Source organism: Streptomyces violaceoruber (assembly GCF_033406955.1).
Classification (GTDB): Bacteria; Actinomycetota; Actinomycetes; order Streptomycetales; family Streptomycetaceae; genus Streptomyces; species Streptomyces violaceoruber.
Genome location: NZ_CP137734.1, coordinates 6400449 through 6420999, shown reverse-complemented (window position 1 = coordinate 6420999; position 20551 = coordinate 6400449). Strand labels below are relative to the sequence as shown.

The 20551-nt window shown below is 71.5% G+C and carries 17 protein-coding genes; 3 read left to right on the top strand and 14 right to left on the bottom strand.

Going from position 1 to position 20551, the window contains the following annotated elements; genetic code table 11:
- Window positions 1–16: 16 nt before the first annotated feature.
- From R2E43_RS28665 to uvrC, 13 genes are all read right to left on the bottom strand, one after another.
- Window positions 17–751, bottom strand: coding sequence for a thioredoxin domain-containing protein (locus tag R2E43_RS28665; protein ID WP_037897664.1), 735 nt, complete (start codon window positions 749–751; stop codon window positions 17–19).
- Between the two features lie 132 nt (window positions 752–883).
- Window positions 884–1852: a proline-rich domain-containing protein gene (locus R2E43_RS28660; RefSeq protein WP_332056698.1), complete on the bottom strand. Its 969-nt coding sequence runs from the start codon at window positions 1850–1852 to the stop codon at window positions 884–886.
- A gap of 109 nt (window positions 1853–1961) precedes the next feature.
- Complete coding sequence (gene pgi, locus R2E43_RS28655; RefSeq protein ID WP_332056697.1) at window positions 1962–3617, bottom strand: glucose-6-phosphate isomerase; 1656 nt, start codon at window positions 3615–3617, stop codon at window positions 1962–1964.
- Between the two features lie 115 nt (window positions 3618–3732).
- The gene (locus tag R2E43_RS28650; protein ID WP_003976875.1) at window positions 3733–4068 is read right to left on the bottom strand and encodes an RNA polymerase-binding protein RbpA; all 336 of its coding nucleotides are present in this window, start codon (window positions 4066–4068) and stop codon (window positions 3733–3735) included.
- Window positions 4069–4281: 213 nt separating this feature from the next.
- Window positions 4282–4518, bottom strand: a complete 237-nt coding sequence (secG, locus tag R2E43_RS28645) for a preprotein translocase subunit SecG (RefSeq protein WP_016325957.1) — start codon at window positions 4516–4518, stop codon at window positions 4282–4284.
- A gap of 145 nt (window positions 4519–4663) precedes the next feature.
- Window positions 4664–5440 carry a triose-phosphate isomerase gene (tpiA, locus tag R2E43_RS28640; protein ID WP_003976873.1) on the bottom strand — a complete coding sequence of 259 codons (777 nt, stop codon included), beginning with the start codon at window positions 5438–5440 and terminating at the stop codon, window positions 4664–4666.
- A 5-nt stretch (window positions 5441–5445) separates the two neighbouring features.
- Entirely contained in the window at window positions 5446–6657 is a 1212-nt protein-coding gene (locus R2E43_RS28635; protein ID WP_106517846.1) for a phosphoglycerate kinase, read from the bottom strand.
- 134 nt (window positions 6658–6791) lie between these two features.
- Window positions 6792–7802, bottom strand: a complete 1011-nt coding sequence (gene gap / locus R2E43_RS28630) for a type I glyceraldehyde-3-phosphate dehydrogenase (RefSeq protein ID WP_003976871.1) — start codon at window positions 7800–7802, stop codon at window positions 6792–6794.
- Window positions 7803–8029: 227 nt separating this feature from the next.
- The gene (locus R2E43_RS28625) at window positions 8030–11029 is read right to left on the bottom strand and encodes a M14 family metallopeptidase (protein ID WP_210984682.1); all 3000 of its coding nucleotides are present in this window, start codon (window positions 11027–11029) and stop codon (window positions 8030–8032) included.
- A 194-nt stretch (window positions 11030–11223) separates the two neighbouring features.
- Window positions 11224–12216 (bottom strand): DNA-binding protein WhiA, encoded by a 993-nt coding sequence (whiA, locus tag R2E43_RS28620; RefSeq protein ID WP_003976869.1) that lies wholly within the window; start codon window positions 12214–12216, stop codon window positions 11224–11226.
- A complete protein-coding gene (locus R2E43_RS28615; protein ID WP_011028061.1) occupies window positions 12207–13298 on the bottom strand; it encodes a gluconeogenesis factor YvcK family protein in 1092 nt (363 codons plus the stop codon). Before R2E43_RS28615 ends, whiA begins: the two co-directional genes overlap by 10 nt.
- A gap of 7 nt (window positions 13299–13305) precedes the next feature.
- Complete coding sequence (rapZ, locus tag R2E43_RS28610; RefSeq protein ID WP_093455885.1) at window positions 13306–14349, bottom strand: RNase adapter RapZ; 1044 nt, start codon at window positions 14347–14349, stop codon at window positions 13306–13308.
- Window positions 14346–16532: an excinuclease ABC subunit UvrC gene (uvrC, locus tag R2E43_RS28605; RefSeq protein WP_003976866.1), complete on the bottom strand. Its 2187-nt coding sequence runs from the start codon at window positions 16530–16532 to the stop codon at window positions 14346–14348. The genes rapZ and uvrC overlap by 4 nt, the downstream gene beginning before the upstream one ends.
- A 352-nt stretch (window positions 16533–16884) precedes the next feature.
- Here uvrC and R2E43_RS28600 point away from each other — a divergent pair, with 352 nt between their 5' ends.
- Window positions 16885–17835 (top strand): hypothetical protein, encoded by a 951-nt coding sequence (locus R2E43_RS28600; protein WP_003976865.1) that lies wholly within the window; start codon window positions 16885–16887, stop codon window positions 17833–17835.
- Between the two features lie 17 nt (window positions 17836–17852).
- On the opposite strand, the gene R2E43_RS28595 is transcribed toward R2E43_RS28600, so the two are convergent.
- Window positions 17853–18278, bottom strand: coding sequence for a Rieske (2Fe-2S) protein (locus R2E43_RS28595; RefSeq protein ID WP_003976864.1), 426 nt, complete (start codon window positions 18276–18278; stop codon window positions 17853–17855).
- A 222-nt stretch (window positions 18279–18500) separates the two neighbouring features.
- Between R2E43_RS28595 and R2E43_RS28590 the strand changes: the two genes are divergently transcribed.
- Complete coding sequence (locus tag R2E43_RS28590) at window positions 18501–19607, top strand: LacI family DNA-binding transcriptional regulator (protein ID WP_332056696.1); 1107 nt, start codon at window positions 18501–18503, stop codon at window positions 19605–19607.
- Window positions 19604–20512, top strand: coding sequence for a carbohydrate kinase family protein (locus R2E43_RS28585; protein ID WP_003976862.1), 909 nt, complete (start codon window positions 19604–19606; stop codon window positions 20510–20512). The genes R2E43_RS28590 and R2E43_RS28585 overlap by 4 nt, the downstream gene beginning before the upstream one ends.
- Window positions 20513–20551: the final 39 nt, after the last annotated feature.

Sequence of the window (20551 nt, the reverse complement as noted above, 5' to 3'; positions counted from 1 at the left end):
TCCGCCGTGCTGGGCCCTACGTGAAGAGGTCCTCCCCCCACTCCTGCGGCCGCTGGGCGATCAGGGCCAGGAGCGAGGTGAATCCCTCGGTGTCGAAGAGCAGGCCGCCGTACTCGGCGGGAACGCGCACGTCGTTGATCACGGCGGTCGGAGTGCCGGGACCGGTGGGCTCCTTCGGTCCCCCGGCGCGGTCGTAGGCCTTTTCGGAGGCCGTCACGAAGGAGCGGTACTTCATGTCCTTGACGGCCGCGTCGAAGGCCGGACCGCGCAGCCCCTCCACCCGTCCCGCCAGTCGCAGCAGGAACGCGTCGGTGAAGCCGTCGACGGCCTCCTCGGGCTGGTTGTCGTACAACACCTCGTGGTACTCGGTGAACTTGCCGGCCTCCAGCGCGGCCCGCAGGGCGTTGACCGCCTTCTTCGATCCGCTGCCGCCCATCCGGTCGTCGAGGAAGGAGGCCAGGGTGTACTCCGTCTTCACCTTGCCCCGCAGCAGGGCGTCCCGCAGCACCGGGCCGCCGCCGCGCTGCTCGAACTCCTCGCACACCGGGCAGCGCGGGTCCTCGTACAGGTGCACGGTGACGGGGGCGTCCGGGTCTCCGACCATGATGGTCGTGCCGTCCTCGCCGAGCTTCTCCGGGGCGTCGTCCAGGGAGGCGTAGGGCGCCCCCGCCCTCCCGGCCTCCCCGGCGTCCGCGTCCGAAGCCTTCGCCCGCGTCCCGCACGCTCCGAGCGCCAGGCTCAACACCACCATCACCACTGCCGACGCGACGCTTCTTCGCCGTCTGTTCCCCACGGTCCCCGCCTCCCAAGATCGTCCGAACTTTACGGGTACGCACACGGGAACCGCACGTGAGTTCCACGGCCTCGGTCGCCGGAGTCCGGGTCAGGACCCGCCCCGGCCCGGCGCGTAGGGGTTGGGGCGACCGCTGGGGTGCGGGGCGTACGGCGGCGGGGGTGGTGTGTAGGGGTGGTGCGGGCCGGGCGCGTACGGGTTGCCGCCCGCAGCGGGCGGATACGGGGGCCCGAAGGGGTTGCCCTGCGGCGGTACGTGCGGCAGCCCGGTGGGCGGGAGGTGGCCGGGGGTCGGTGGGCGGTGTCCCGGAACCGGTGGGAGGGTCGCCGGGTGGGCCTTCAGCCGGACTCCGTAGCGTCGTTTGAGGCGCCCCATCTCCGCCAGCGCGATCACCGTGACCGTCACGGGCGCGCCCAGGATGAAGACGATGCCGAGGGTGAGGCTGAGCCCGTGCAGGTCGCCCGTGACGAGGTCCGGCAGGGCCATCAGCCAGCTCGTCACGGTGGCCAGCAGCGCCGGGAGGCAGCGGTGGACGGCGGCGGTCCCGAAGAAGTTGCCGGAGACCCGGACGGCGCCCCAGACGACGAAGCCCAGCATCCAGAGCATCGTCAGGCCGCCGACGATGATCACCAGGGCGTTGCCCGTGGCGTTGATCGTCGTCACCAGCACCACCAGGGTGGCGACGCAGCCGACGAAGAGCAGCAGCAGCTTGAGGGCGTTCAGCAGCGGCACACGCAGCTGGCGGACGGTGCCGGTGCGCCGCCAGACGAAGAGCATCGCCGTTACCACCAACGGGGTGATGAACAGCAGGACGACGGAGGCGATCAGCGCGTTCTCCATCAGCTGGGTCGCGTCGAAGCCGCCCTCGAAGAGGGTGTAGACGCCGATCGAGGCGACCGCGCCCCCGATGACCCTGATCCGCTTCAACCGCTCGATCGACGGATCGAGCGACGGCGGGATCCACGTCGGGTGGAACACCGCCGTCGCCACCTGCTTGGGATTGAGCAGGGACCGGGCCGTCAGCCCGCGTCCGGTCCAACTTCCGCGCGTACGCGCCACCTTGTTCCCCCGAACACTCGCTGTGATGATCGCCGGGGGATTCTACGACAGTCGACGGAGCCCGGTGGACGCGGTGGCGCCGCGCCCGCCACCTGCCGCCCCACCTCGGTCATCGCCTGCCGCGCAACTCCCGGTAGGCGGCCACCAGCGCGCCCGTGGACGGGTCGAGGCCGGGCACGTCGGCGCCCTCGGTGAGGGCGGGTTCGACACGCTTGGCGAGCACCTTGCCGAGTTCGACGCCCCACTGGTCGAAGGAGTCGATGTTCCAGATCGCGCCCTGCACGAACACCTTGTGCTCGTAGAGCGCGACGAGCTGCCCCAGCACCGACGGGGTCAGCTCGCGGGCGAGGATCGTCGTCGTCGGGTGGTCGCCGCGGAAGGTCTTGTGCGGGACCAGTTCCTCGGGCACTCCCTCGGCGCGTACCTCGTCCGGGGTCTTGCCGAAGGCGAGGGCCTGGGTCTGGGCGAAGAAGTTGGCCATCAGCAGGTCGTGCTGGGCCTTCAGCTCCTCGCTCAGCTCGTCCACGGGCCGGGCGAAGCCGATGAAGTCCGCCGGGATCAGCTTCGTGCCCTGGTGGATCAACTGGTAGTAGGCGTGCTGCCCGTTGGTGCCCGGCGTGCCCCACACCACCGGCCCGGTCTGCCACTGCACGGGCTTGCCCTCGCGGTCGACGGACTTGCCGTTGGACTCCATGTCCAGCTGCTGGAGGTACGCGGTGAACTTCGACAGGTAGTGCGAGTACGGCAGCACCGCGTGCGACTGCGCACCCAGGAAGCTGCCGTACCAGACGCCCAACAGCCCCATCAGCAGCGGCACGTTGGACTCGGCGGGGGCGGTGCGGAAGTGCTCGTCGACCAGGTGGAAGCCGTCGAGCATCTCCCGGAAGCGGTCCGGGCCGACGGCGATCATCAGGGAGAGGCCGATGGCCGAGTCGAAGGAGTAGCGGCCGCCGACCCAGTCCCAGAACTCGAACATGTTGGCCGTGTCGATGCCGAAGTCCGCGACCTTCTCGGCGTTGGTCGACAGGGCCACGAAGTGCTTCGCGACCGCCTTCTCGTCACCCCCGAGCCCGGCCAGCAGCCACGAGCGGGCGGAGGTGGCGTTGGTGATCGTCTCGATGGTGGTGAAGGTCTTGGAGGCGATGATGAACAGCGTCTCCGCCGGGTCCAGGTCCCGGACCGCCTCGTGCAGGTCGGCGCCGTCCACGTTGGACACGAAGCGGAGGGTGAGGGAGCGGTCGGTGAAGGCCCGCAGCGCCTCGTAGGCCATCGCCGGACCGAGGTCGGAGCCGCCGATGCCGATGTTGACGACGTTCCTGATGCGCCTGCCGGTGTGGCCGGTCCACTCGCCGGAGCGGACCCGGTCGGCGAAGCCGGCCATCTTGTCCAGCACGGCGTGCACCTTGGGGACGACGTTCTCGCCGTCGACCTCGATCACCGCGTCCCGCGGCGCCCGCAGCGCGGTGTGCAGGACCGCCCGGTCCTCGGTGATGTTGATGCGCTCACCGCGGAACATCGCGTCACGCAGCCCGGACACGCCGGTCGCGGCGGCCAGCTCCTGGAGCAGGGCCAGCGTCTCGTCGGTGACCAGGTGCTTCGAGTAGTCGACGTGCAGGTCTCCCACGCGCAGCGTCCAGCCGGTGCCGCGCCCCGGGTCGGCGGCGAACATCTCGCGCAGCCGCACCTCGCCGAGCTGCTCGCGGTGCTTGACCAGCGCGGCCCATTCGGGCGTCTGGTGGAGCCTGGTACGGCCGTCTGCGTTCATGTCGGACGTCAGCCTTCTTCCTTGGGTGTCCCAGCTGTCCCCTGTACAGCTGTTCCAACCTAAGTGATCAGGAGTGAAGGCGATCGACGGAGACGGAAACCGACGGTGTACGGAGCTAGATCTCGCCGCGCAGTTTGGCGAGTGCCTCGGCGAGGATCGCCTCGCCGTCCGCGTCGCTGCGGCGTTCGCGCACGTACGCGAGGTGGGTCTTGTAGGGCTCGGTGCGCGGCGGGTCCGGTGGATTGTCCCGGTCCTGTCCGGCGGGGAAGCCGCAGCGCGGGCAGTCCCAGGTCTCCGGGACCTGGGCGTCGCTCGCGAAACTCGGCTGCGTCTCGTGTCCGTTGGAGCACCAGAAGGAGATGCGCAGACGCGGCGCGGACTCGCCGCGCTCGGCCTCGCCCATCGGCCCCGCCCCGACCCGGCTTCCCCGGATCGCGTTGCCACTTGCCACGGTCGTAACTCCCTGCGTGATGGTGCCGCAAAGCGAGTCGGCGTTTCGCTTCGCTGCGAGCGCCTCAGTCTACGTAAGGCCCAACGCGCGTCCAGTATTTGGAGTTACAAGCTCCAGTGCACAGACGCAAGCCCCATGATAGGCGGCGCGCCGAGGCGCGTACCGGACATGGGGCTTTACGTGCACAAGTGTGTGAAGGGGCGACGGGACCCCTCAGTTGTTGGCCTTCATGAGCAGGCCGAGCACCATGATGCAGGCGAACCAGGCCAGACCGACCACGACGGTGATCCGGTCGAGGTTGCGCTCGGCGACCGAGGAGCCGCCGACGGACGACTGCATGCCGCCACCGAACATGTCGGAGAGACCGCCGCCCTTCCCCTTGTGCATCAGCACCAGCAGCATCAGCAGCAGGCTGAAGACGATCAGGGCGATCGAGAACCCCAAAACCACAGCTGGACCAACTTCCTCGGATTCGGATGAACGACGGTGAACGACGGGGGCACGGTGACAGCAGGCCACCATGCCCCCGCAAGGGTACGACGTATCGCCGCTAGCGCATACTCACTGGTCGATCTGCCTCTCGACCGGGCGCCGGCTACTGGTCGCGGAAGCGGACGATCTTGACGAACTCGTCCGAGTCCAGCGAGGCGCCGCCGACCAGGGCGCCGTCGATGTCGGGCTTGGCCATGATCTCGGCGACGTTGCCGGACTTGACGGAGCCGCCGTACTGGATGCGGACCTTGTCGGCCAGCTCCTGGGAGTACAGCTCGGCGAGCTTGCCGCGGATCGCCGCGCAGACCTCCTGGGCGTCGTCGGCGCCGCAGACCTTGCCGGTGCCGATGGCCCACACGGGCTCGTAGGCGATCACGACGGACTCGGCCTGCTCGGCCGCAAGGTCCTTCAGACCGCCCTCGACCTGGGCGAGGGTGTGCTCGACGTGGTTGCCCGCCTCGCGGACGTCCAGTTCCTCGCCGACGCACAGGATCGGGGTCAGGCCGTGCTTGTAGGCGGCCTTGACCTTGGCGTTCACGATCTCGTCGGTCTCGGCGTGGTACTGCCTGCGCTCGGAGTGGCCGACGGCCACGTACGTGCACTTCAGCTTGGCCAGCATCGGGCCCGAGATCTCGCCGGTGTAGGCGCCGCCGTCGTGCGCGGAGATGTCCTGGGCACCGTACTTGATCTTGAGCTTGTCCCCGTCGACCAGGGTCTGCACGGAGCGCAGGTCGGTGAAGGGGGCGAGGACGGCGACCTCGACGGCGTCGTAGTCCTTGTCCGCGAGGGCGAAGGCGAGCTTCTGGACGTGGGCGATGGCCTCCAGGTGGTTGAGGTTCATCTTCCAGTTGCCCGCCATCAGCGGCGTGCGGGTGGTCATCGGGGTCAGTCCTCCAGTGCGGCGAGGCCGGGGAGCGTCTTGCCCTCGAGGTATTCGAGGGAGGCGCCGCCGCCGGTCGAGATGTGGCCGAATGCGTTCTCGTCGAAGCCGAGCGTGCGCACGGCCGCGGCGGAGTCGCCGCCGCCGACCACGGTGAAGCCCGGGGCGTCGACGAGGGCCTGGGCGACCGCTTTGGTGCCCTCGGCGTAGTCGGGGTGCTCGAAGACGCCCATGGGACCGTTCCAGAAGACGGTGCCGGCGTCGGCGAGCTTCGATGCGTACAGCTTGCGGGTCTCGGGACCGATGTCCAGACCCTCCTGGTCGGCCGGGATGGCGTCCGCGGCGACGGTGGTGGGGTTGGCCGGGGCCTTCGTCTTCAGGTCCGGGAACTCGGGCGCGACCAGGACGTCGACGGGCAGCACCAGCTCGACGCCGTTCTTCTCGGCGCGCTCGATGTACTCCTGGACCGCCGGGATCTGGTCCTCCTGGAGCAGCGAGATGCCGACCTCGTACCCCTTGGCCTTGAGGAAGGTGTACGCCATGCCGCCGCCGATGAGCAGCCGGTCGGCCTTGCCGAGCAGCTGGTCGATGACGGCGAGCTTGTCGGAGACCTTGGCGCCGCCGAGCGCGACCACGTACGGGCGCTTCACCTCGTCGGTGAGCTTCTTGAGCACGCCGACCTCGGTGGCGATGAGGTATCCGGCGTAGTGCGGGAGCCGCTTCGGCAGGTCGAAGACGGACGCGTGCTTCCGGTGCACCGCGCCGAAGCCGTCGCCGACGTAGACGTCCGCGAGGCCGGCCAGCTTGTCGGCGAAGGCGGCGCGCTCGGCGTCGTCCTTGCTGGTCTCGCCGGCGTTGAAGCGCAGGTTCTCGATGACGGCGACACCACCGTCGGCGAGGCCGGTAACGACGGCCTCGGCGGAGCTGCCGACCGTGTCCTCGGCGAAGGCGACGTCGGCGCCGAGCAGCTCACCGAGGCGGGCGGCGGCCGGGGCGAGGGAGAAGGCGGGGTCCGGGGCGCCCTTGGGGCGGCCCAGGTGCGAGGCGACGATCACGCGGGCGCCCGCGTCGGCCAGCGCCTTGACGGTGGGCACTACCGCGCGGATGCGGCCGTCGTCGGTGATGGTGGTGCCGTCCAGCGGGACGTTCAGGTCGGCGCGGACGAAGACGCGCTTGCCCGCGACGCCTTCGGAGAGCAGTTCGTCGATCGTCTTCAAGAGGGCTCCTGGGTTCTCGGATCGCTCGTGATCCTACGAGGGCTGGTGGCGGCGGACGCGACGCAGGGCCCGGGCAGCGCGACCTTGCGCTGCCCGAGCCCTGCTACCGCATCGAGGTGCCTTGCTGAAGTCGATCAGAGCTGGTTGCCGACGAAGACCGTGAGGTCGACGAGGCGGTTCGAGTAGCCCCACTCGTTGTCGTACCAGCCGAGGATCTTCACCGACTTGCCCTCCTGGACCATGGTCAGGGAGGAGTCGAAGGTGCAGGAGGCCGGGTCGCCGGTGATGTCCGAGGAGACGATCGCGTCCTCGGTGTAGAACAGGATGCCCTTGAGGTCGCCGTCGTCGGCGGCCTTCTTGAACGCGGCGTTGACCTCGTCCTTGGTGACCTCGCGCTGGAGCTCCACGACCAGGTCGGTGGCCGAGCCGGTCGGGACCGGGACGCGCATCGCGATGCCGTCGAGCTTGCCCTTGAGCTGCGGCAGGACCAGCGCGGTGGCCTTGGCGGCGCCCGTGGTGGTCGGGATGATGTTCTCCGCGGCGGCACGGGCGCGGCGCAGGTCCTTGTGCGGGAAGTCCAGGATGCGCTGGTCGTTCGTGTACGCGTGGACCGTCGTCATCAGGCCCTTGACGATGCCGAAGTTCTCGTCGAGGACCTTGGCCATCGGCGCCACGCAGTTGGTGGTGCAGGAGGCGTTGGAGATGACGTGGTGGTTCGCCGGGTCGTACTTGTCCTGGTTGACGCCCATCACGATGGTGATGTCCTCGTCCTTGGCCGGGGCCGAGATGAGGACCTTCTTCGCGCCGCCGGCGATGTGCTTCTCGGCGTCCGCCTTCTTCGTGAAGATGCCGGTCGACTCGATCACGATGTCGACGCCCAGCTCACCCCACGGGATGTCGGCCGGGTTGCGCTCGGACAGGACCTTGATGGTCTTGCCGTCGACGGTGATGGTGTCCTCGGTGTGCGAGACCTCCGCCTTGAGGCGGCCGAGGATGGTGTCGTACTTCAGCAGGTGGGCGGTGGTCGCGGTGTCACCCAGGTCGTTGACAGCCACGATCTCGATGTCCGCACCCTGCTCCAGCAGCGCGCGGAAGTAGTTACGACCGATGCGGCCAAAGCCGTTGATGCCTACGCGGATCGTCACGAACCGATCTCCTCGTTGGTACGCCGGCCCGATGTGCCGGCGAGCTGTATTTGGGATGTCCCCGACCACCTCCGACCCTACCTCTCCGGGGCCTCGGGGGTGACATCGAGACGCCCCATACCCGGCAGGGCGGTCCGTACCCGCCAGTAGGGGTACGGACCGCCCTGGGCGACGGGGACCGATCACCCGTTTTGGTTACACCGGGTCAGTCCCCCGCACACCGGGATTCACTCGTCCAGGGCACGCAGCGCCTGCCGGACCAGTGCCGCGCGGGCGGCCGGTTCGGCGAGGTGCTCCAGACCGAAGCCGAGCAGCACGGTGTCGTCCGTGGTGACCGCGCCGTAGGTCTGGAACAGCGTCCCGGTGCGGGTCCAGTCCTTCAGGACGGCCGGGCTGCCCGCGGGCGGGCCGGAGACCTGCCAGGCGCCCAGCGAGGTCTCGAAGCCCTCGGTCTGCGTCGCCGCGCCCCCGACTACCAGGGAGGCCTCGTCGGCGAGGACGCCGCGACCGCCGCTGCCGGGGTCGGTGACGTACGCGATCGACAGCTCCACGGACTTCCCGGCGTAGGCGCTCAGGTCGAACTCGACCTGCTTCCAGCCGCCGGAGGAGCCGGTGAGGCTGTTCCACTGCCCGGTGGTCCCGGCCGGGGCGCAGCCCTCGTCGGACAGGGTCAGGTAGTGCGCCAGCCAGGGGTGCCCGGCCAGGTAGAACCCGGCCGCGCACTCGGCGGGCACGGCCGTGCCGGTGGCGCCGTTCGCCTCGGGCAGGGTGGTCCAGTCGTCGGCGCCGGTGGTGTGCGCCTCGACCAGGGCGTGGTCGTAGCCGCGCTCGGTGTCCCACAGCAGCTGGGTGCGGAGCGTGGGGCGCTCGGAGGCGGTGACTCCGGTGAGGTCGACGGTGCGGGTGAGGCGCTTGTAGGCGTCGTCGGTGTGGACGGCGGCGGCCATCCACTCCCCCGCGTAGGGACCGTACGGGTTGACCGTCCCGGCGAACTGCCCGGCGCCCGCGCTCGCGAACTGCGGGTAGGTGCCGGGGTCGAGCTCGTCGGAGGTCACGCTGTACGCGCCGGCGGCGTCCAGCGGGTTGCCGGGGGCGTCGCCGAGGGTGCCGTCGGCCTTGTCGAGCTTGCCGGAGCCGGTGAACCCGGTGGCGCCGGAGGTGGCGGTGCGGGTGTAGGCGCCCAGGTAGTACTGGCTGAAGTCGTCGGAGAGGGTGCCGCCGCCGAGGTCGACGTCGCCACCGGCCTGCTCTCCGGCCTCGATCAGCTTGCCGCCCTCGTTGAGGAAGGCGCGCAGTTGGAGCTGGGTGGCGTTGCCGGGCACCGCGGCGCCCGTGTAGTGGACGACGGTGCCGAAGTGGCCGAGGACGCCGAGCGCGTCGGGGGCGCCCTGCGTGGCGACGTCCCAGACGGCCGCGCGGTGGCCGTTGGCCTTGAGCGCGTCGACGTACGTCTGGGTCTGGGTGGCCTTCGCGCCCTCCTCGGCGACGACGAGGACGTCGGCTCGGGGCCGCTCGGCGACCGTGTAGGTGAAGTGCTCGCTCTCGGTGCGCTTGCCGTGCTTGCCGCTTCCTCCGCGCCGGTCGTCGCCGTCGTGGGTACCGCGCGGCCTCTCGCCGGTGAACCAGACCTCGACGCGGTCGCCGGGGCCGGCGCCCCTGACCCTGGCCCGGTACTCGTCGAAGTAGAGGTTGTCCTCGCCGCCGTACGTCTCGCCGCCCCGCCAGGGCCGCAGCGCCGTGTCGTGGGTCCGTCCGCCGTTGACGCGGTACTTCAGCTCCTTGTCGCGCACGGACTTGCGGACGACGACGGAGACCTCCTGGTCGGCGCCGCGCGCGTAGGAGGTGGTGAAGGGGGCGGGGGTGAAGTCGGCGGCGTCCAGGCCGACCGCGGAGGAGGGCCGGTCGGGGTGGGCGGCGGTCTCGGCGACGGAGAGCGCGAACGGGACGTTCTTGGCGAACTCCTGCTGGATCAGCTTCTCGTCGTCGGGGAAGTTGAAGCCGGACTGGCAGTCGCGCGCGTTCCACTGGTCGTCGGGGTCCACGTCGGAGGCCGTCTTGCAGGTCGACATCTCCGGGGTGAACATCGCCATGCCGTTGACGTTGGCCGCGTGCCCGTCGGCCTCGCCGTTGGTGGTGTACAGCTCCGAGGAGACCTGCGGGTGGTAGCCGGGGATCGCGGAGTTGTCGGGGGTGCCGGCCAGCGCCTTGTAGAGGACGTCGTCCGGGGTGTTGGTGGCCACCTGCCAGCCGACGCCGTAGAGGAGGAGTTCGGCGGCGGAGTGGTAGTTGATGCCGTAGGTGAAGCCGACGCGCTTCTGGAAGGCGTCGAGTGCCTTGGTCTCGGGCTCGGAGCCGGGGCTCGCGCCGCGGTAGGTCTCGCTGGTGGGGTTGGGGGACGAGCCCTCGTCGTCGTAGCCCCACTTGTAGGCGAAGTTGCGGTTGAGGTCGACGCCGTCGCCGGTGCTGATGGTGCCGTCGCCGTTGACGTCGCGCAGGTTCTTGCGCCAGAGGCGGTTGTCGGTGCTCTCGAAGGTGTAGTCGTAGCCGTCGGGGTTGGCCGACAGGACGAACCACAGCTCGGTGGAGTCGACGATCTCCCTGATCCGCCGGTCCTTCTTGTAGTTGTCCAGGTAGTGGTGCATCAGCCGCCGGGTCATCTCCGGGGTGATCCACTCGCGCGCGTGCTGGTTGGACATGTAGAGGACGGAGGGCTTGGAGCCGTCCTTGGACTTCTTCGCGTGCTTGGTGAGCTTGAGCGCCAGGATGTCCTGGCCGTTGACCGTCTTGCCGATGGAGACGACCTTGGTGAGGCCGGGGTTCTCCTGGGCGGTGCGCAGGATCTCCTCGCGCAGGCCGCCGCTGCCGCTGTACGGGCGGAAGACGCCGTCGGCGGCGCTCTCGACCCGCTTCTCGGCCTGGGCGGACAGGGTGTGCTCGGTGAGGTCGACGCCCTGCTTCCGCAGCGTGCCGGCCTGCTTCCCGGTGAGGTACAGCTCGACGGCGGCGGTCCCCCGGTCGGGCACCTGCTCGCCGAGTTCGTGGCCGTCCTGGCCGGTCGCCAGCAGCAGGGGTACCTGCTCCTTGGTGACGTCGGCGCGGAAGACCCTCACTTCGTTCGCGTCCGGGGTCCCCGGGTCCGCGGGTTGTGCCTGGGCGATGGGCGCGAAGCTCGCTCCGCCGATCAGGAGCGCGCCGACGGCGAGGATCGATCTCGCTCTTCGTCTCATGAACCCCCCTAGATGGGGCCTGTCCGACAGGCCTGCGTCCGCCACAGCGGCGAACAGATGCCAGGCTCATGACAGCTCATGATCGAGTCAAGAGTGCGGCAAGGACACGCGAAAGCCGGTACCGGTCACCCAAGTGGGCGCCGGCACCGGCTCGTTGTCCTCGTTCCGGGCGGCCAGGGGCACGGGGCGTCCGGTCAGCCGACGAGGTTGTCGGCCAGCTCCTCCTCGCCGAGGTTGGCGTCCGTACCGGCGATGCCGAGGTCCGAGGCCCGCTTGTCGGCCATGGCCAGCAGGCGGCGGATGCGTCCGGCGACGGCGTCCTTGGTCAGCGGCGGGTCGGCGAGGGCGCCCAGCTCCTCCAGGGAGGCCTGCTTGTGCTCCATGCGCAGCCGGCCCGCCGCGGCGAGGTGCTCGGGCACGTCGTCGGCGAGGATCTCCAGGGCGCGCTGCACCCGGGCACCGGCGGCGACGGCAGCGCGGGCGGAGCGGCGCAGGTTGGCGTCGTCGAAGTTGGCGAGCCGGTTGGCGGTGGCGCGGACCTCGCGCCGCAGCCTGCGCTCCTCCCAGGCCAGCACCGAGTCGTGGGCGCCGAGCCGGGTGAGCAGCGCGCCGATCGCGTCGCCGTCGCGGACCACGACCCGGTCCACGCCGCGCACCTCGCGGGCCTTGGCCGGGATCGACAGCCGGCGGGCGGCGCCGACCAGGGCGAGCGCCGCCTCGGGTCCCGGGCAGGTCACCTCCAGGGAGGAGGAACGGCCGGGCTCGGTGAGCGAGCCGTGCGCCAGGAAGGCCCCGCGCCAGGCCGCCTCGGCGTCGCAGGTGGCCCCCGAGACCACCTGCGGCGGCAGGCCCCGGATCGGGCGGCCCCGACCGTCCACCAGACCGGTCTGCCGGGCCAGCTGGTCACCGCCCGCGACCACCCGGACCACGAAACGCGAACCGCGGCGCAGCCCGCCCGGCGCCATCACGATCAGCTCCGAGCTGTGCCCGAAGATCTCCAGGATGTCCCGCTTGAGCCGTCGCGCCGCGTTCCCGGTGTCCAGCTCCGCCTCGATCACGATGCGTCCGCTCACCAGGTGGAGGCCGCCGGCGAACCGCAGGACGGCGGAGACCTCCGCCTTTCTGCAGCAGGTCCGGGTGACGGGGAGCTGGGAGATCTCGCTCTTCACCGCTGCCGTCATCGCCATGGGCCGATCCTTCCATGCATCCGAAAAATACGGTCGTACGCGGCGGCCAGCAGCTCCGGGTCGTGCCTCGGGGTCCCGTCGGTCCGGGCGACCGGAGCCAGCTCGACCGCGGCACCGAACCGTTTCGCGGCGTCGGTGAGCGAGTCACGGTCGGGCACGGCGGCCTCGTCGGCCAGCACCACGTCCAGGGCGAGTTTAGGGGCGTGTCGTCCCAAAACCTCCAAATGACGCTGCGGGGAGAAGCCCTCAGTTTCTCCGGGCTGCGGGGCGAGGTTCAGTGAGAGCACCCGGCGCGCCTTCGTCTCGACCAGCGCGTCCAGCAGATCCGGCACGAGCAGGTGCGGAATGACCGAGGAGAACCAGGAGCCGGGACCGAGCACCACCCAGTCGGCGTCCAGGACGGCGTCGACCGCCTCGGGGACGGCGGGCGGGTCGCTGGGCACCAGGTGCACGGACTGCACCTCGCCGGGCGTGAGCGCCACGGTCGCCTGCCCCCGCACGGTGTCCACCTCGTCGGGCCGCTCCGGGTCGTGGCCCCTGACCAGGGCCTGGAGCTCCAGCGGCACGGCGGACATGGGCAGTACCCGGCCGTGCGCGCCGAGCAGCTTGCCCACCAGGTCCAGCGCCTGGACATGGTCGCCGAGCTGCTCCCACAGGGCGACGATCAGCAGATTGCCGACCGCGTGTTCGTGCAGGTCGCCCTGGGACTGGAAGCGGTGCTGGATGACGCGGGCCCAGGTCTGGCCCCAGTCGTCGTCGCCGCACAGTGCGGCCAGCGCCTTGCGCAGGTCGCCGGGCGGCAGAACGCCCAGCTCGTCGCGCAGGCGCCCGCTGGAGCCGCCGTCGTCGGCGACGGTGACGACGGCGGTGAGGTCGCCGGTGATCCGGCGCAGCGCGGCGAGCGAGGCGGACAGGCCCATGCCGCCGCCGAGGGCGACGACCTTGGGCTGGGCGCCCCGGCGGCGCGGCTTGCCGCCGCGTGCCTGTTCGGGCCGGGCGGCGCGGGCGTCGGCGGGTCTGCCCCCGCGTCCCTCGGGCACCACCCGGCGCAGCCTGCCCAGCCGCGGAGTACGTCCTGTCATTCCCCTGTCATTCCCGTCCCATGTCCCGGTGGACGACCACCGTCTCCACGCCCTCGGCGGCGAGCCGGGCGGCGAGCTTCTCCGACATGGCCACGGACCGGTGCTTGCCGCCGGTGCAGCCGACGGCGACGGTCACATAGCGCTTGCCCTCCCGACGGTAGCCCGCGGCGATCAGCTGGAGCAGCTCGGCATAGCGGTCCAGGAACTCCTTGGCCCCGGGCTGGTTGAGGACGTAGCTCGACACCTCCTCGTTGAGGCCGGTGAAGGGGCGCAGCTCCGGGACCCAGTGCGGGTTGGGCAGGAAGCGCATGTCGACGACGAGGTCGGCGTCGACCGGGAGGCCGTACTTGAAGCCGAAGGACATCACCGTGGCCCGCAGCTCGGGCTCCTGGTCGCCGGCGAACTGGGCGTCCATCTTGGCGCGCAGCTCGTGCACGTTGAGGCTGGAGGTGTCGATCACCAGGTCGGCGTCGCCGCGCAGTTCGCGCAGGAGCTCGCGCTCGGCGGCGATGCCGTCGACGATGCGGCCGTCGCCCTGGAGGGGGTGCGGGCGGCGCACCGACTCGAAGCGGCGCACCAGGGCGTCGTCGGAGGACTCCAGGAAGACGATCCGGCGGGTGACGCCGCGGGCGTCGAGGTCCGCGAGGGACTCGCGCAGATTGTCGAAGAAGCGCCGGCCGCGGACGTCGACGACCACCGCGATGCGGGCCACGTTGCCCTGGGAGCGGGCGCCGAGCTCCACCATGGTGGGGATCAGCGCGGGCGGGAGGTTGTCGACGACGAACCAGCCCAGGTCCTCCAGACACTTGGCGGCCGTCGAGCGGCCGGCCCCGGACATGCCGGAGATGATCACCAGCTCGGGGATGGCCGCCTCGTGCGCCCCGGCCGTTTCCTTGCCCGTACTCACCTGTGCTCCGTCGTCGTGCGTCTGTTCCCGCTCGGCGGTGTGCCGGGGCTGTTCTCGTCCCGTCGCGGGCCGCGCCTGTTCTCGTCCGGCTGCGGGCCGCGCCTGTTCTCGCTCCGCTGCGGGCTGTGCCTCGTGCTCGGTCATCTCTCCTGCCCCCGTCGTTCGTCCGGGGTGCCCGCGGACACGGGCTCCCCCGGGGCATCCGCCGTCGTCTCGGGTGCCCCGTCGTCGTCATCCATGATCTCTCCGGTCGCCGTGTTCACGGCGGGCGCGGCCGGGGTGGCCCGGGCGAGGGCCACGGCGACCGTCTCGGCGGTCTTGCGGCCTATGCCGGGCACCTCGCAGATCTGGTCGATCGTCGCCGACCGCAGCTTCTTCACCGAACCGAAGTGCTTGATCAGCGCCTGCTTGCGGGTCTCCCCCAGGCCGGGCACGTCGTCCAGCGGGCCGGCGCGGAAGCGTTTGGCGCGTTTGGCGCGCTGGTAGGTGATCGCGAAGCGGTGGGCCTCGTCGCGGACCCGCTGCAGCAGGTAGAGGCCCTCGCTGGTGCGGGGCAGGACGACCGGGTCGTCCTCGCGGGGCAGCCAGACCTCCTCCAGGCGCTTGGCGAGGCCGCACACGGCGATGTCGTCGATGCCCAGCTCGTCCAGCGCCCGCTGGGCCGCGGCGACCTGCGGCTGCCCGCCGTCGACGACGACGAGCTGGGGCGGGTAGGCGAAGCGCTTGGGCCGGCCGTCGTCGTCCTTGAGCGCGGGGCCGTCCGTGAGCTCCTGCCCGTCCGTGAGCCCTCGCCCGTCCGTGCGGGCCGCGCCGTCGTCGGGAGCGGCGCCGTCGTCCGGGGCGGCGTCGCCGTTCTGGGCGGCGTCGCCGTTCGGGTGCCGGGCGTCGTCGGCCAGTCCCTCGCCGTCCGCCCACTCGCCGGTCCTCTCCTTCTCGGCGAGGTAGCGGCGGAAGCGGCGGGTGATGACCTCGTGCATGGAACGGACGTCGTCCTGTCCCTCGAAGCCCTTGATCTGGAACCGCCGGTATTCGCTCTTCCGGGCCAGCCCGTCCTCGAAGACGACCATGGAGGCCACGACGTCGTCGCCCTGGAGGTGCGAGATGTCGTAGCACTCGATCCTGAGCGGGGCGCTGTCCAGGTCGAGGGCCTCGGCGATCTCCTCGAGCGCGCGCGAGCGCGTCGTCAGGTCGGAGGCGCGCTTGGTCTTGTGCAGGACGAGGGCCTGCTGGGCATTGCGCTGGACGGTCTCCATCAGCGCCTTCTTGTCGCCGCGCTGCGGGATGCGCAGCGACACCCCCGATCCGCGGCGCTCGGCCAGCCACTGCTGGACGGGCTCCACCGGGTCGGGCAGGGCGGGGACCAGGACCTCCTTGGGGACGGCGTCCCCCTTCTCCTCGCCGTACAGCTGCTGTAGGGCGTGCTCGACGAGGGCGCCGGTGGTGATCTCCTCCACCTTGTCGGTGACCCAGCCGCGCTGACCGCGCACGCGTCCGCCGCGCACGTGGAAGATCTGGACGGCCGCCTCCAGTTCGTCCTCGGCGACCGCGATCAGGTCGGCGTCGGTGGCGTCGGCGAGCACGACCGCGCTCTTCTCCATGGCCTTCTTGAGCGCCCCGATGTCGTCCCGCAGTCGGGCCGCCCGCTCGTACTCCATCTCCTCGGCCGCCTCGGCCATCTGCCGCTCCAGGCGGCGCAGGTAGGTACCGGTGCGGCCGGCCATGAAGTCGCAGAACTCGTCGGCCAGGTCCCAGTGGTCGTCGGGGGTGATACGGCCGACGCAGGGCGCCGAGCACTTGCCGATGTATCCGAGCAGGCAGGGGCGGCCGGTGCGGGCGGCGTTCTTGAAGACGCCCGCGGAGCAGGTGCGCACCGGGAAGACGCGCAGCAGGAGGTCGACCGTGTCGCGGATCGCCCAGGCGTGCCCGTACGGCCCGAAGTAGCGCACGCCCTTCTTCTTCTGGCCGCGCATCACCTGGACGCGCGGGAACTCCTCGTTCATCGTCACCGCGAGGTACGGGTAGCTCTTGTCGTCGCGGTACTTGACGTTGAACCGGGGGTCGTACTCCTTGATCCAGGAGTACTCCAGCTGCAGCGCCTCGACCTCGGTGGACACCACCGTCCATTCCACGGACGCGGCGGTCGTGACCATGGTGCGGGTGCGCGGGTGCAGGTGCGCCAGGTCCTGGAAGTAGTTCGCCAGGCGCTGGCGCAGGCTCTTCGCCTTTCCGACGTAGATCACCCGGCGGTGCTCGTCACGGAACCTGTACACCCCCGGGGAGTCCGGGATCTCTCCCGGCCTGGGGCGGTAGCTGGAGGGGTCGGCCATGACTCACACCCTACTGGCGCGGACCGACACTCCGGCGGGCCTGTGGACGACGGGCCGGACCCCTGTGGACAGCCCGCGGGAGAGGCCGGGGAAGACGGTACGGGGTCGGCCGGTCACGGCGGGTGTCCTCCGGGACCGCGGGCCCGTGCGTTCTCGGCCAGGAGCGGACGGCGGTCGGGCGCCAGGTGTTGTCGGGACTAGGTCGACACGCTTCAATGCGGGGGGACTCGGGGCCCTGAAGCGCGGCGTACGGATGTGAAGACCTCTGCGTCGCGAGCGGGGGCGGGCGGCCCCGGTCGATCCGTGTCGACGGCCTGACCAGCCGCCGTGAACTTCACAGAAGGGCCCCTGCATGCCGCACGCCACACAGCACGCGGACGTCGCCACCGCGCAACTCGACTCGGCCCTGCGCGGTGGTCCCTTCCACGTCGCCCTGCGGGCGGCGATCGCCGCCCGCGGACTGCCGCTGCAGCGCGTGCAGCACCATCTGTCCCGCCACGGGGTGAAGGTGGGCGTCACGAGTCTGAGCTACTGGCAGCAGGGCGCCCGCCGTCCGCAGCGTCCGGAGTCCCTCCGGGCGGTGCGGGCCCTGGAGGAGATACTCCAGTTGCCCGAGGAGTCGCTGATACGCCTGCTCGCCGAGGCCGACTCGGAACCCGAGGAGCGACGGCCCGCGGGCCGCTCCTACCGTGCCCACCTGGCGGCGTCGGGCGTCCTGGACCAGCTGCTGACCGAACTGGGCTACCCGTCGCCGGACGGCGGGGTGCACACCCTGGGGCACCACGAACGGATCCGCATCGGCCCCCGCCGTGAGCTGGCGGGACGCGAGTCGCACCTCATCGTCCGTGCCCACCGAGACGGCGTGGACCGCTTCGTCGCGGTCCACTACGGCGATCCGGGATGCGTTCCCGCGCGGATGACCGTCCACGCGCTGGAGAACTGCCGCACGGGCCGTGTCCGCACCCACCAGGAGACCGGTGTGCTCGTCACCGAGCTGCTCTTCGACACCCGGCTGGGGGCCGGCGACACCCATCTCTTCCGCTACGGCGTCGAGGACGCCACGGCCGGTGTGTCGCGCGAGTACGTCCGCGGGTTCGGTACGGCGGGCGGGCAGTACGCGCTCCAGGTGCGGTTCGACGCCGCGGCGCTTCCGGTGCGCTGCCACCGCTTCACGCAGCACTCTCCGGCGGCACCGCGCGGCGGCCGGCAGGAGCTGGTGCTCAGCGGGCAGCACCATTCGGTGCACCTCGTGGAGCCGCGGGTCAGGTCGGGGATGCTGGGGATCGGCTGGGACTGGGAGTAGGACGCGGCCCGTCCCGGTCAGGTCCCGGGGCTCGCGACGATCCGGCCCTGCTCGACCGAGACCGGCAGTTCGACGAGCGGCACGGTCGCCGGGGCGTGCAGCACCTCGCCGGTACGGGCGTCGAACTCACTGCCGTGGCAGTTGCAGACGAGCTTGGTCCCCTCCAGCTTCCTGATGGGGCACCCCGCGTGCGTGCACACCGTGCTGAACGCCTTCAGGGAGCCGTCCGCGGCCCGGCTGACCACCACGTTCCCGTCCGGGAAGAGCTTCGTCGCGCCCTTGGCGACGTCTCCGTCCGCGCCGAGGTCCACGGGCGCGGTCGGCCTGGCCGGCGCGGCACCGTCGTCGCCCGGGGAGCAGGCGGCCAGGCCGAGCCCGGCGACGGGCGTGGCGGCCGCCGAACGCAGGACGGTACGGCGGCTCGGGGCGGGACGGCCGGGCATGGGATCTCCACGGGTCGGGGCGGGCAGGGCCGGGGTGTGCGGGTGCAGGGCGACGATATCCGGCGCCTTGGGCGGTTCCGAGGGCCGGGTGCCCCCGGGGCGGGGGTCCCCGGCGGGGCCTTCGCCGGCACCCGCGTAAACGCTTGCGCAAGCGTTTACGCGACCCGGCGCCATGGGATACGGTCCGGCCACGGTGCGACCGCACGCTAAGGGGGTGTCCGGGTGGCGACCATGGCCGATGTGGCGCGGAGTGCCGGGGTCTCGGTGGCGACGGTCTCGCACGTGCTCAACGACACCCGTCCGGTGCTGCCGCACACTCGCCGGGCGGTACTGGACGCCGTCGAGGAACTGGGCTACACCACGAACACCCTCGCCCGTTCCCTGGTGACCTCCCGCACCCGCTCCATCGGGCTGGCGGTGTCGGCCATCAGCAACCCGTACTTCACGGAGATCCTCCAGGGCGTCGAGGCCAGTGCCCTGGAACACGGATACGGCCTGCTCATCGCCGATCCGCACGAGGACCCCGCGCACGAACGCGAAGTCGTCCGGCTGCTGCACGAGCGACGCGTGGACGGCATGATCGTCGCACCCTCCGCCGAGCCCCGGGAGCTCGTCTCCTACCTCACCCGCCACCGGGTGCCGGCCGTGTTCCTCGACCGGATCGTGGACGTGCCGGAGGGCGAGGACGCCCCGCGCTTCGACCAGGTCGGTGCCGAGGGCGCCGAGCCGACCACCGGCCTGGTGGGCCATCTCGCCGGGCTGGGCCACCGCCGGATCGGCCTGGTCGCGGGCCGGCCCGGCCTCAGCACGACCCGCGAGCGGATCACCGGTTACCGGCACGGACTCGCCGCCGCCGGGCTGCCCTTCGACGAGCGGCTGCTGGTCCACGGCGACTCCGAGGCGGCGGGCGGCGAGCGCGCCACGGCAGACCTGCTGTCCCTGGCGGTGCCGCCCACCGCACTGGTCACCGCCAACAACGCGATGACCATCGGCGCCCTGCGCGCCCTGCGGAGCCGGGGCCTGTCGGTACCCGGTGACCTCGCCCTGTGCTGCTTCGACGACTTCGCCTGGGCCGATCTCTTCTCCCCCCGGCTCACCGCGGTCGCCCAGCCCAGCAGGGACATCGGGGCGCAGGCCGTCCGCCTGCTCCTCGACCGCCTGGCCGAGCCGGACCGGCCCGCGCGGACCCTGCGACTGCCCTGCACCTTCGTCCACCGCGGCTCGTGCGGCTGTGTCGAGCAGCCCGGACCGCTCTCCGAGAAGTCCGGGCACGTCGCCGGACCGTCCGGAAAAGCCCACGCCAAGGCCCACGAAAGGACCCTCCCGTGATCGTCGTCGCCGGTGAGGCACTGATCGACCTGGTACCGCAGGGCACGGGCGCCCTCGCCGCGCTGCGGCCCGCGCTCGGGGGCGGTCCGTACAACACGGCCGTCGCGCTGGGCCGCCTCGGTTCCCCCGTCGCGTTCTGCTCGCGTGTGTCGTACGACGGCTTCGGCGAGGCGCTGCTCGACCGGCTGCGCGAGACCGGCGTCGACGTCTCTCCGGTGCAGCGCGGGGCCGAGCCGACGACCCTCGCCGTGGCGTCGCTCGACGCGGACGGCTCGGCCGCGTACTCCTTCTACGTGGAGGGAACGGCCGACCGGATGTTCGCGCTGCCCGCCGCGCTGCCGTCCGGCACCCGGGCCGTCTCCTTCGGGACCTGTTCGCTGGTCCTGGAGCCGGGCGCGAGCGCGTACGAGGAACTGTTGCGCGAGACGGCCGCGCGGGGTGTGTTCACCGCGCTGGACCCGAACATCCGGGCCGGGCTGATCCCGGACCCCGACGCCTACCGGGCCCGGTTCAAGAGCTGGCTGCCGTCGGTGTCGCTGCTGAAGCTGTCCGCCGAGGACGCCGAGTGGCTCGGCGGCACGCCCCGGGAGTGGCTCGCGGCGGGACCGGCCGCGGTCGTGGTCACGCGGGGCGGCGACGGGCTGACGGCCTTCACCCGGGACGGGGGCGAGTACACGGTGCCGGGCGAGCGCGTCGAGGTGGCGGACACGATCGGGGCGGGCGACACGGTGAACGCGGCACTCCTGCACGGCCTCGCGGCGCGGGGCGCTCTCCGCGACGCGGACCTGGCCGCCCTGGGTCCGGACGGCTGGGCCGGGCTGCTGGGCTTCGCCGCCCGCGCCGCGGCGGTCACCTGTTCCCGCGCGGGCGCGGAACCGCCGTACGCCCATGAGGTCGCCGTCTGACGGAGAACGGCCGCTGCCGGCACCGGCCGCAGCACCGGC